The sequence below is a fragment of the Paradesertivirga mongoliensis genome, from assembly GCF_024436395.1.
GTDB classification, from domain to species: domain Bacteria; phylum Bacteroidota; class Bacteroidia; order Sphingobacteriales; family Sphingobacteriaceae; genus Paradesertivirga; species Paradesertivirga mongoliensis.
Genome location: NZ_JAFMZO010000006.1, coordinates 48,159 through 59,848, shown reverse-complemented (window position 1 = coordinate 59,848; position 11,690 = coordinate 48,159). Strand labels below are relative to the sequence as shown.

17 protein-coding genes are annotated in these 11,690 nt (G+C 39.9%); 15 read left to right on the top strand and 2 right to left on the bottom strand.

The window, feature by feature from the left end; translation table 11 throughout:
* Positions 1 to 6: 6 nt before the first annotated feature.
* The 10 genes from J3P43_RS19415 (at position 7) to J3P43_RS19370 (ending at position 7,633) form a co-directional block, all read left to right on the top strand.
* A complete protein-coding gene (locus J3P43_RS19415) occupies positions 7 to 699 on the top strand; it encodes a conjugal transfer protein TraI (protein ID WP_255905597.1) in 693 nt (230 codons plus the stop codon).
* A 1-nt stretch (position 700) separates the two neighbouring features.
* A complete protein-coding gene (locus J3P43_RS19410; RefSeq protein ID WP_255905596.1) occupies positions 701 to 1,327 on the top strand; it encodes a hypothetical protein in 627 nt (208 codons plus the stop codon).
* Positions 1,328 to 1,332: 5 nt separating this feature from the next.
* Positions 1,333 to 1,959, top strand: coding sequence for a TerB family tellurite resistance protein (locus J3P43_RS19405; RefSeq protein WP_255905595.1), 627 nt, complete (start codon positions 1,333 to 1,335; stop codon positions 1,957 to 1,959).
* A gap of 10 nt (positions 1,960 to 1,969) precedes the next feature.
* Positions 1,970 to 3,175, top strand: a complete 1,206-nt coding sequence (gene traJ, locus J3P43_RS19400) for a conjugative transposon protein TraJ (protein ID WP_255905594.1) — start codon at positions 1,970 to 1,972, stop codon at positions 3,173 to 3,175.
* 16 nt (positions 3,176 to 3,191) lie between these two features.
* Positions 3,192 to 3,809: a conjugative transposon protein TraK gene (gene traK / locus J3P43_RS19395; RefSeq protein WP_255905593.1), complete on the top strand. Its 618-nt coding sequence runs from the start codon at positions 3,192 to 3,194 to the stop codon at positions 3,807 to 3,809.
* Between the two features lie 2 nt (positions 3,810 to 3,811).
* Positions 3,812 to 4,033: a hypothetical protein gene (locus tag J3P43_RS19390; RefSeq protein WP_255905591.1), complete on the top strand. Its 222-nt coding sequence runs from the start codon at positions 3,812 to 3,814 to the stop codon at positions 4,031 to 4,033.
* Between the two features lie 23 nt (positions 4,034 to 4,056).
* Positions 4,057 to 5,220: a conjugative transposon protein TraM gene (gene traM, locus J3P43_RS19385; protein WP_255905590.1), complete on the top strand. Its 1,164-nt coding sequence runs from the start codon at positions 4,057 to 4,059 to the stop codon at positions 5,218 to 5,220.
* Positions 5,221 to 5,230: 10 nt separating this feature from the next.
* Positions 5,231 to 6,010: a DUF4138 domain-containing protein gene (locus J3P43_RS19380; RefSeq protein ID WP_255905589.1), complete on the top strand. Its 780-nt coding sequence runs from the start codon at positions 5,231 to 5,233 to the stop codon at positions 6,008 to 6,010.
* A gap of 6 nt (positions 6,011 to 6,016) precedes the next feature.
* Positions 6,017 to 7,045 (top strand): hypothetical protein, encoded by a 1,029-nt coding sequence (locus J3P43_RS19375; RefSeq protein WP_255905588.1) that lies wholly within the window; start codon positions 6,017 to 6,019, stop codon positions 7,043 to 7,045.
* A 75-nt stretch (positions 7,046 to 7,120) separates the two neighbouring features.
* On the top strand, positions 7,121 to 7,633 hold the full coding sequence (locus J3P43_RS19370) for a hypothetical protein (RefSeq protein WP_255905587.1): 513 nt from the start codon (positions 7,121 to 7,123) through the stop codon (positions 7,631 to 7,633).
* Between the two features lie 274 nt (positions 7,634 to 7,907).
* Here J3P43_RS19370 and J3P43_RS19365 read toward each other — a convergent pair whose 3' ends face one another.
* Complete coding sequence (locus J3P43_RS19365) at positions 7,908 to 8,315, bottom strand: response regulator (protein WP_255905586.1); 408 nt, start codon at positions 8,313 to 8,315, stop codon at positions 7,908 to 7,910.
* 57 nt (positions 8,316 to 8,372) lie between these two features.
* A complete protein-coding gene (locus J3P43_RS19360; RefSeq protein ID WP_255905585.1) occupies positions 8,373 to 8,633 on the bottom strand; it encodes a helix-turn-helix domain-containing protein in 261 nt (86 codons plus the stop codon).
* 105 nt (positions 8,634 to 8,738) lie between these two features.
* On the opposite strand from J3P43_RS19360, the gene J3P43_RS19355 reads away from it, so the two are divergent.
* The 5 genes from J3P43_RS19355 to J3P43_RS19335 all read left to right on the top strand — a co-directional run bounded on the left by J3P43_RS19355 (position 8,739) and on the right by J3P43_RS19335 (position 11,609).
* The gene (locus J3P43_RS19355; protein ID WP_255905584.1) at positions 8,739 to 9,140 is read left to right on the top strand and encodes a hypothetical protein; all 402 of its coding nucleotides are present in this window, start codon (positions 8,739 to 8,741) and stop codon (positions 9,138 to 9,140) included.
* Positions 9,141 to 9,643: 503 nt separating this feature from the next.
* Positions 9,644 to 10,180, top strand: a complete 537-nt coding sequence (locus tag J3P43_RS19350; protein WP_255905583.1) for a hypothetical protein — start codon at positions 9,644 to 9,646, stop codon at positions 10,178 to 10,180.
* A 62-nt stretch (positions 10,181 to 10,242) separates the two neighbouring features.
* Positions 10,243 to 10,377: a hypothetical protein gene (locus tag J3P43_RS19345; protein WP_255905582.1), complete on the top strand. Its 135-nt coding sequence runs from the start codon at positions 10,243 to 10,245 to the stop codon at positions 10,375 to 10,377.
* Positions 10,370 to 10,546, top strand: a complete 177-nt coding sequence (locus tag J3P43_RS19340; protein ID WP_255905581.1) for a hypothetical protein — start codon at positions 10,370 to 10,372, stop codon at positions 10,544 to 10,546. The genes J3P43_RS19345 and J3P43_RS19340 overlap by 8 nt, the downstream gene beginning before the upstream one ends.
* 4 nt (positions 10,547 to 10,550) lie before the next feature.
* Positions 10,551 to 11,609, top strand: a complete 1,059-nt coding sequence (locus J3P43_RS19335; protein WP_255905579.1) for a DUF932 domain-containing protein — start codon at positions 10,551 to 10,553, stop codon at positions 11,607 to 11,609.
* The last annotated feature ends 81 nt before the right edge of the window (positions 11,610 to 11,690 follow it).

The window sequence follows — 11,690 nt, the reverse complement described above, 5'->3', positions numbered from 1 at the left end:
AATTCTATGAAAAAGCTTATGATTCTAATGCCAGCCAGTATGATTGTACTGATGGTATCACTGCCAGCGGCAGAAGCAAATGCTCAAGTTGCGGTGCTGGAGGTTATAAAGGCAGGTGTTAAAAAAGTGATTAAAGCTGTAGATCTCAAGATTCAGCGAATGCAGAATGAAACCATTTGGCTCCAGAATGCCCAAAAAGTAATGGAAAATCAATTATCAAAGCTGAAGCTAACCGAGATATCTGATTGGACCGAGAGGCAAAGATTATTATATGCAAAGTATTATACAGACCTGTGGAAAGTCAAAGCCGCTATCTCTTATTACCAGCGTATAAGAGAAATCACCATTAAGCAAGTTTATCTGGTAGAGGAATATCGAAGAGCCTGGCATTTAGCCAAAAGTGATAAGAACTTTTCTCCCAGGGAACTTGAATACATATACAATGTCTATACGGGCATTCTAAATGAGAGCGTCAAGAACATGGATCAGATCCTGCTAATTGTCAATTCGTTTAAGACTCAAATGTCCGATGCGAAGAGGCTTGAGTTAATCAATCAGGCTGCTAATCGCATAGACCAGAATTATACTGACCTAATTCAGTTCAACAACCAAAATCTTCTTCTAAGTATGCAGCGGGCACGAGCTCAAAAGCAAATCAAGTCAGTTCAAAGCATGTATCAGTTGCAGGAGGCTAATTAACATGAAATCTCTAATTATCTTGATGCTCCTTTTGGTTTCCGCAGTGTCAAAGGCCCAGACTTGGGAAGAGTTCTCGAAGCAGAAGGAAACACAGAAAAAGTATCTGCTGCAACAGTTGGCTGGTCTAAAGTTTTATGTCAACCTATTAAAAGAAGGTTATTCTACAGTAAACAAGGGTTTAAAAACTATTACAAGGATTACTGAAGGAGAATTGGATTTGCATACTACTTTCTTCGAATCCTTAAAAGCTGTCAATCCGGTTGTAGCTAAGAACCAAAAAGTAGCCGACATATTAGCATTGCAGCTATCCATCAGCAAACATTTCAAGCTCGGAAGCAAAACTCATATTTCGCGAACTGAAACTCAATATTTTGAAAGCGTCCGCTCGAAAGTTCTAGAAGAATGTTTGGACGAGATCGACGAATTAGTCCTGGTTGTAAGTGCTAATAAACTAGAAATGAAGGATGACGAGCGGATGAAGCGTATTGATAAGCTTTATGCGTCTATGAAAAATAAATATCAGTTCACCCAGTCTTTCGTGAGCCAGACCAATCTGCTTAATCTGCAACGATTGCAAGAAGAGAGAAATACCGGAGCTTCCCAAAAGACTTATGAACTCAAAAACTAACGACTATGAAAAAGATATGGATACTGATGTTAGCTATTGCGATTAGCTCTGCCACGAAAGCCCAATCCGTGGAAGTTCAGCAACTACTGCTCAATTATGAAAAGCTAAAGCAGCTGAAAAATATACTCTCAGACATGAAGAAGGGTTATGAGATAGTCAGCAAAGGGTATAATACCATCAAAGATATCTCTGAGGGAAACTTCAATTTACACGATGCCTTTATTAACAGTCTTTTGTCTGTTAACCCCGAGATTAAAAACTATAAAAAGGTTGCAGATATAGTTACCTGTCAGAAAAACATCGTAATGGAATACAAATCAGCCTTTAGCAGGTTTAAGCACGGTGGAACATTCTCGGCATCTGAGATTGAATACTTAGGAAAGGTATATGGCAATTTGTTTAATCAAAGTCTTCAAAACCTTGATGACCTCGCAACAGTGCTTACTTCCAACAAGTTGAGCATGAGTGATAACGAGCGATTGGAAGCTATAGACAGGATCTTCGCTGATACGGAAGACAAGCTCGTATTTCTTAGGGACTTTAACAAAAAAACCAACATTCTTGCCATTCAAAGAAGCCGTGAAAAGCGAAGTATAGAAACTTCAGAAAAGCTCCATCAGGTAAACCACTAATACAGAAATCATGAAAAGTAGTAGAGTTTTAATCATCATTTTGATGATTACAGGAATATCCTTGCCTCAAATGTTGTTGGCGCGAGGACTAGCAGGCGATGTTCATGGACTTCAATCGGTTTTAGACCAAGTCTACGAAGACATGATTCCCTTATGCAGTAAACTTATCAGTGTAGCAAGAGGGATAGCAGGCTTCGGAGCATTGTGGTACATAGGTTGGAGAGTGTGGAGGCACATTGCCGCCGCGGAACCTATTGATTTTTATCCCCTGCTTAGGCCATTTGCATTAGGAATGGCAGTACTCCTTTTTCCTTCTGTACTGTCTTTGATGAACGGAGTATTACAACCCATTGTAAATGCAACCGGTGGAATGGTCAAAGATTCCAATAAAGCAATCGCTGCATTACTCAAAAAGAAAGCTGAGGCAATAAAGGAATCAGATACATGGCAAATGTATGTTGGTGAAAACGGCCAGGGCGATAGGGACAAGTGGTATGAATATACCCACCCAACCAAAGAAGCGGGCACCGATGAAGGAACATTTGAAAGCTTGGGAAATGACATCAAATTTTGGATGGATAAGCAGGCTTATAACTTCAGGAACTCCATAAAGCAATGGATGAGCGAAGTTTTACAGGTACTCTATGAGGCAGCAGCGCTATGTATCAACACCATTCGGACTTTCTATCTCATTGTACTCGCGATCCTCGGTCCGCTTGTGTTTGGGTTTGCAGTATTTGATGGATTTCAACATACACTCTCCGTTTGGATAGCCCGGTATGTGAATGTATTCCTATGGCTACCTGTCTCCAATATTTTCGGGTCAATCTTAGGAAAGATCCAGGAAAACATGCTAAAGTTGGACATCTCACAAGTTCAAGGCACTGGGGATACTTTTTTCAGCTCCACTGATACAGCGTATTTGATATTCATGGTGATTGGCATAATTGGATACTTTACAGTACCCGGAGTAGCGAACTATATCGTTCACGCAGGCGGCGGAAATGCACTTCTTCAAAAAGTAAATACCATCGTAAGTAACTCTTCCAACACCGCCCTCTCCTCATCACCCAATTCGGGAATGATGGCTGATGCCTTAGGTGATCAAAGAGGAAGGATGACGCAGAGCATGACTGATTTTGCGAACTCTTCCGGCTACTTCAACGGGAAGAATGGCGCCTCTAAATTCAATCATGACAAACTAAATGGTAATTAATCTAAGTACATCTATCATGTTCCAGCAACTCAAAAACATAGATACCGCCTTCAAGCACATCAAGGCCTTTAGTATCGTATTGATTCTATCGTGTATAGTTATTTCAGCATTTGCTTTAATAAAAAGTTACCAAGCGATAGAGACAGCTCAAAGCCGCATTTACATCCTTGCAAACGGAAAGGTTCTCGAAGCATTCTCGGCTAATCGAAAGGATAACATACAGGTTGAGGCGAAAGACCATGTAAAAACATTTCACGAATACTTCTTTTCGTTAGACCCCGACGATAAGGTAATTCAAACAAATGTAAGCAGGGCTCTGTATCTGGCTGACCGCTCAGCAAAATCTCAATACGACAATCTCAAGGAAAGCGGTTACTATTCAAACCTGATATCCGCCAACGTCAGCCAGGAAATAAGCGTCGACAGTATTCAATTAGACCTGAACCAATATCCCTATTTTTTTAAGTGCTATTCGTTGCAGAAGCTAGTTAGAGCCACTTCTACCGTTACCAGAAATCTGGTAACTGAAGGCTTCTTAAGAAGTGTAAGCAGGTCAGACAACAATCCCCATGGCTTTCTAATCGAACGTTGGAAAACAGTAAGCAATCAAGATACTATACTTCAAAACCGGTAGCCATGATCTTCAGGAAGAACAACAGGAACAAGCTGATGCCACATCAGGAAGAATTGGCACAGAGAATAGCTAACCGGATAATAAAAAGCCAGCATCAACTAGCAACCTTTTTAAATGCTAGAACAGCTCATTTCTCGAGGACGCAGAAGGAAGCTCTTTTAGTTGCAATCAGCGTCGCCTTTGGAGTGGCAAGCCTCTATCTCATTTTCAACGCAATTAAATAATCTACATTAAAATTTAAAAAACTATGGAAAATCAAAAATCAGCGGAAACGCTTCAAAAAAGAAAATTCTTGATGGTTTTACCCTTATTAGTGATTCCATTCATTACCATGGCATTTTGGGCCTTAGATGGTGGCAAAGCAAATGCATCGGGAAAAGTATTGTCAGCACAGCAAAAGGGATTTAATACTGCCTTACCAGAAGCAAAGTTTAACCCCAATGACAAGCAGGACAAGTTCAGTGTTTATGAAACGTCAGCAAAAGAGCCTGAAACGAGCCTTGATGATGATGCTTATGATCCGTTAGCTTTCGCTGCAAACGGTAATAATGCAGTAGATCCCAATGAGCAAAAGATTAATGAGAGACTCGCATTAATTCACACAGAGCTCAACAGGCAGTCTGCATCTCCTGATGTAAGCTATCATTCAACAACGCCAAGGTACTCATCCCGAACCTCCAATATGAGCTCAGATGTTAGTCGGTTAGAAAATCTAATGGAAAGCCTGCAGAGCGGCAATGGAACAGACCAGGAAATGGCACAACTTAATTCTGTGCTCGAGAAAATATTGGACATTCAACATCCGGGAAGAGCCCGGGAAAGACAGAAGCAGAGCGTTACTGGTGCTGCACAGGTGTATTCGGTTCAAGTTGCTTCAGGTAACATAAACAACCAGGGTTTGTACCGGATTGCAAAATCAATTAATAGCAGGTATTCTAATCCGGTAAGTAACTCAATTCAGGCAACTATCCATCAGGATCAAGACATCGTAACCGGCTCGGTCGTCAAAATTAGATTGTTGGATAGCATCTTCGTTAACAGCACCCTCATTCCAAAGAACGAATTTATTTATGGAATAGCCTCCGTAGATGGTGAGCGATTGAAAATCGAGACAAAAACGCTTCGATATAAAAACTCTATTCTTCCGGTTTCTCTGTCGGCGTTCGACTTAGATGGTTTAGAGGGCCTCTACATACCCGGAGCAATCGTTAGGGATGCCTCCAAGAAAGGTGTTGATGATGCTATTCAAAGCCTGCAAATCATGACAATGGACCCTTCAGTTTCAGCACAGGTAGCCGGGGCAGGTATTCAGGCTGCCAAAGGACTCTTCAGCAGAAAAGTAAAGCAAGTGCGGGTCAAAGTGAAAGCAGGCTATCAGTTGCTTTTAAGAGACAATAATCAGAGAAATTAAATCATCAATCATGAAAGCATTAATTCTAATAGCAGTGATAATCGCTGCGTTTATTCAGCAAACGGCTTTTGGACAAGACACGATCTATGTTAGTCACAACAAAATAACAGCCGTTCAATTTCCAGCCGCAATCAATGGCCCTGTTACTTCAAACGGCAACTTAATTGCAATCACAAAGCAGGATAATATTTTGGCGTTAAAGGCTGCTGGGGTAGGTTTCCAAGAAACAAACTTTTCAATCAAAACTTCTGATGGCCAATCTTACAAGTTCCCGGTTGCATTTTCTTATGGGAGAGCCGGGAGATTCAAGACCATCTCTTTGAACACTATCGCTGCTCCAAGCCGACGAAAGCCGTCAGCCTATGACTTGGCGGAAAGTTTGGTCGGCACTAATAAAATCAGTTCTGTGGCATCTGATAAGCACCATTCGGTAAAATCACAAATTGGCGACATTACCATCTCCGGCGACAATCTTTTCTATAAACTAAAGATTAGGAATCGATCCAATATCAATTTCGATGTAGACTTTATTCGCTTTTATGTTCGTGATCTTAAGACCGCAAAGCGAACAGTAACGCAGGAGCAGGAGATCTACCCGCTCTATACTCATGGTACTGATAATCATACTATCGAAGGCAAAAGTTCGGCCTTATACGTGTTTGCTCTATCAAAATTCCCTCTGGCGAAGGACAAAGCGTTATTTGTCGAAGTTTATGAACGGGACGGAGCACGGCATCAATACCTGAAAATTACACAGCGAGATATAGAACGAGCTAAGGCCTCAAAATAGCAGATTATGGAGGTTACCCAAAACGCCTATTCTGAAGTCTTCGACTTCTTGAATAAACAACTAATTGATGGAAAAACCTGGCTCGTTCATCATAGTACAGATATGATAAACTCGATATCAGATCTCCACTGCTTTTCTAAAGCAAGTGATGCTAGACAATTTGAGCATGACAACACATCTCATTTTGACCGCTATTGTACCAAGCGAATCAAGACCTTTCTAAGAACATTAAAATCAACTCATATGAACTCACAAAATTTAGAATTCCTTCAGACCAACTTAAAGTACTTTGGATTTGGAGACAAACTTAATGACGACTTGAAAAAGAACATTGAAGCTCAAAAAGCTGAGTTTCAGCTGAAGATTGAGATCCCTCATTTTAACAACAAGATGGATTACACTCTCCATTTTAAAAAGTCGAATACTTCAGATATGTATTTCTTCAACCGTTATGACGCCGGTCTAAAGAATGGCAAGCATGAAAACGACAAAGCGCACTCTTTTTATGTGAATAAAGGAAGTGGCATCACTGCAAAAGAAGCATTCAATCTATTAGAAGGTCGTTCGGTATACAAAGACCTTGTAAGCAAAGAGGGTGAAAAGTATAGTGCCTGGGTAAAACTGGATTTTGAAAATACTGATAAAAAGGGGAATCACTTACTTAAGCAGTTTAGTGAAAAGTACGGCTTCGATCTCGGGAAAACACTTTCAAATTATCCTATTAAAGAGCTGCAAGATCCCGAGCAAAAAAAGCAGCTTATTAGCTCTTTAAACAAAGGCAATGTTCAACAGGTGTCGATGAATCCGGAGAGTAAGGAAGGCAAATTTTATATAGAAGCCATTCCACAGTTCAAAAACATCAACGTATATGATTCGAAAATGCATCTGCTCAAAAGACAAAGTCTTCAGAACCAAAATTCGGGCAAAAGCCTATCAACTTCACAGGATACCTTAAAAAAGCCTATGCAAAAGAAAGACTTGGATGAACAGCCTGCCAAGCAAAAACAAACTAGGAAACGGAAGCTATCCGTTTAGTTTTAGAAGCAGCTCAATAGAGCTGCTTTTTTTCTGATTAAAAAAATTTTTAATTTTATTTTTAAACCTACTTCTATGAAAAAGCTAATATACTCTGCCCTGATTCTCCTGATTGCCTCTTGTTCCTCTGATAAACTTGACAGAGAAAAGGCTTTTCAAATCATAAAGGAAAGTGGAATGTATCCCAAGGCAAGCTCATATCGAATCTTTACCGCCGACCCAAATTTCGCAAGACGCATGCTTGCGGCAGGTTTGGAAAGCTCTGGAGTGCTTCAAGTAAAACGGACACAAACCTTGTCCGAGGCGGGGCAACCGCTTATTACGTTTACAGAAAAAGCGCAACCCTACCTTTTGGAAACTCCTGAGAAATATAAAGACGATAATGTGCGTGTGGTTAAGCTGGCAGATGAAGATTTAGAAGAGGTTACTGGTATTCAAATGGTAAATGACAACCAGGCAGTAGTTGAGTATACAACATCTTATAAGAATATCACACCCTTTAATGTGCTTTCTGAAGAAAAGCTTGAAGGTAAACAGACACGTAAAGCAAACTTCTCCAAGTATGATGATGGATGGAGACTAGAATAGTAATAATTAGATAACATCAATAGCTAAGTGAATGGCATAGTATTGGATTATAAAAGAGAAATATTCAGTATGAAAGTCATTAGCCTCCCCGATACTTACCTAAAAGAACAATTTTGTAATAAAGTCCAAAATTTCTTGATTCAGAACCTGACTAACTCCGTGGACAATGTCGTAGTATTACCTAGGTGTTTATCTGTGATTTCTAAAAGGATATTAGATGAGCATGCGCTTAATGAAGCAGCATTAATGTCGTTGTTTGGTTGCCCTAAAACAACTAATTGACTTCTTTTAAGTCAGTATTATCAGGAAAGAGAGAAACCACCTTTGGGTCCAGGTATAGTTTTACTATTTCAACGATTTGATCTATACTAAAAGGCTTTCGGATAATATCTTGTGCCCCAAAATCACTTATCGCTTTTTCAATGCTTTCATCGGAAGATACCATTATGACAGGAGTGTTCTCCGTGCTGATGTAGGCCTTTAAAGCTTTGCATATCTCCAAACCATTAAAATTGGGCATATTGATATCCATTAAAATTAAGTCGGGACTAAATTCTTGAACTAGCTGGAAAATGGTTCCTGGAGAAGTTGAAACGCGTACTGAGTACCCCTCGGTCGCTAGGATAATATTTAACGTATCGAGGATATCTTGATCATCATCAATACACAGAACACGCCTCATGAATTTAGATTAGTTGTTGCAGTAACAGCAAAAAAGCTTTAATGTTTTAATCTTTAGTTAATATTTATCGGAAAAAAATTCACTTAACGTCACTCCTAGTTTGTTAAGTACCTTTATAAGCGAGCTAATCCGTAGATCCTCAGACCCTGCCTCATATTTTCCATACTGAGAGCGATTGATGCCATGCTCATAGGCAAACTTATCTGGACTTGAATAGCCCTTTTCTTTTCTAATCTTTCTTAGTCTCTCCCCAATTTTTTTTAGCTCTTCTTTTGGCTCGACTTCTGTATTCTCAGGATGTATCTCCTTCTTCTCCATGCAATAAAGTAACCTAAAAACACATTTTAAACATACTCCTAATTAGCATACTCCTATTTAGGAGAATTTCCTATCTTTGTTTATCTGGTTGAAAGCACGAACCTAATGAAAAAGATGTTTGAATTGATGAATCCTCTCCAGGAGAAGAGATTAGACGAGTTGATAAAAGGTATTGTCGAGAAGTTTAAACCTCTTCAGATACTTTGCTTTGCAAGTAATCTGAGAATTGATGCAGCACTCAGTTGCTTTTCGGAAGCAAGAGTTATAGAATCCTGTGACTATGAACTTCTCACAGTGACTGATTCACCAGGAAGTACTGAAAATGAAATGCAAGACTTTGTAAGTAGTATTTACCGAAATGGAAAAGTGATAATCCTCAATCTGAAGAAGGACGATATGCACAAAGCGGTCAAAAGCAAAAATCTCTACATCACGACCATACTTAACGAAGCCGCTGTTTTATATATCGAAGATGGATTTGATAGCCAAATACCGAATGAAGCATAAATATTTTGAACTTATCCAGCTCTCCGCTATAGTCCTCATGCTTGCGGGCTGCCGCTGCGATCAGGGTTAGTCATTGCTTCAGCTAAATTGGCTCACCCGACAGCACTTCTCATACTTCGAAGAGCTATCGGCCCTTCGGGTACAATATTCAGGCATGCGCCTGAAAGGTAGTTCTCAATTTCGCTTCAGACACTTTAGAAAAAGCTTCATTCCGTTCCTGCATTCAGCCCTTAAACTACTCCATACTTAGAAGCGACCATTGATGAGAATTCATTTTGGCTTTTGCTGAGGCAAATTTAAAGCTCTTCGGCAGGCAAGGCCAAGCCCTTCGGGTTTGGACAAAAAAATCTCCTCACCTTCACTTCGTTTCGGGTAGTATTTTATTTGCCTCAAAGCCTCGCCTCGCCCGCCCCCCGCGCAATTTTTTTGCCTCTATCAAAAGCCAAATGAGGCGCATGCCGAATTGGTGATAACAGATTTTTTAACCATTAATTTCTATCAAAATGAAAGTATCAGAAAAAAGCAACGGAGCAGTGCACAGCACAGAAGAAAGAAGAGAAGAAGCAGTACAAACTCAAACTGCAAGTCCAAAACCAACTGCGGGGGCAAATGGACAAAAAGATAAAGAGCCATTAAAATTGGAAGATGGAAAAAATCCAGAAAAATTAGTTTTACCTGAAAAAGTTCAGGAGCCTTCTAAAGATGAAGTGAAAGTTAATGAACCCTTTATCAAACCCGCTCTAAATCTTGAATCAACTTTAAAAGTTGTAAATGACTTGCATCGCAGATGCATTCAGCGTGAAAACCTGTTAACCCGCATTAATCAGTTAGAAGCCTTTGAAATCGCCTTAATTGAAGAAGGCGACGAACTCGAAAGTAATCACTTTCAGGGCTGTAAATTGATGATTGTTGATGATAAGAACAGACAATTCATAACTACAACATCGGGGTTAATAAAATTAGTGGCAGAGTTTATTCATAATGCATGCCTTTCTAAACTTGGAGAAATCGAATCAAACATCGTATTTCCACGTCCTTAAACCGACATGCTCCGGCTTTTAGCCGGGGCATTTTTTTATAACCGATTTAATAGCAGCTACAAATGATTGACCTATTTATGGAAGTAACTGACCAACTGTTTTGGCAGGGTTACACCGAGCAACTTTCTAAAGATGATCCGAATCGGTTCAGCATGGAGCTGAATGATTTTTTAAATAACTACAATTCCTATGAATGAAATACTATACCTGATGGTAAGGGTTGAGGTTCAATCCTCCTTCAAAAATATTTCTGATACGGTCAACGAAATAGAAACCTTATCAGAGTTCAAAGCAACCGACACCGAAAACGTGAAGGTTTTAAAGACAGAATTTTTATTGACAAGAATCAGAAACCACAAAAAATAACGGCATGGCACATAACATAAAATATAACGAGCAGACCCGTAAGCACAGCTTTTTCTCAGTGAAAGAAAAGGCATGGCATGGATTAGGGCAAATTGTGAGTGATTACCCAACCAGTGCGGAAGCTATCAAATATGCTGGCTTAGATTACTTGGTCGAGAAGCGACCACTATTTACTTATGATAATGAAAACTTTCACGGCAACGAGGATACCGATATAATCATTCCCGAAATTGAAGTTCCGAACTATTTTGCCACCATGCGCACAGATACCGAAGATGTTTTAGGTGTGGTAGGGCGCGAATATCATGTGGTGCAGAATATAGATGCATTTTCGTTTTTCGACTCAATTGTAGGAGGAGGCCATGGGATATTATACGAGACTGCAGGTGCATTGGGTAAAGGGGAACGGATTTTTATAACTGCCAAGTTACCCGATAACATCCGAGTTGGTTTTGACGATCTAATTGAGAAATATTTATTTCTCACCACTTCGCACGATGGTTCAGGCAGTATTATAACGGCTTTTACACCTGTGAGGATTGTTTGCAATAACACCCTAAACTGTGCGCTAAACAACATGAGTAACTCTATAAAAATCCGGCACACCGAAAGCGCACAGGATAAGTTAAAACAGGCGCACGAACTTATGGGCATAACAAATAAGCTGGCAACTGAGTTAGGCGATATTTTCAATAGATGGTCAAGAATCCGAATTACTGACAAGCAAGTTTTGCAGTTGGTCCAACAAGCAATGGCACCATCGAAGGAAGTTCTGGAAAACGTTCTGAAAGGCAAAGAAGATGAACACTCAAGCTATTTTAAAAATGTTTGTAATAACGTTTGTGAGTTTGCCTTTTCCAGTGAAACACAACAAAGCCACACAACAAAAGGCACTTTGTTTGGTGCATACAATGCCGTCTCTGGTTACTTTCAAAATGTGAAAACATATAAAGATGATGAAAGTAAATTGAAATCCATTCAGTTTGGGAGCGGGTTGCACAAATCACAAACGGCTTTTAAACTATGTGGGCAATTTGAAAAGAACCAAATGCTATTCAATTAAAACCAAGGGGGAGAAATCCCCCTACCTCTCAAAAAGTCGCGGGTAGCCCCGCATTTTCACCATCGAATAGACAATCCAAGT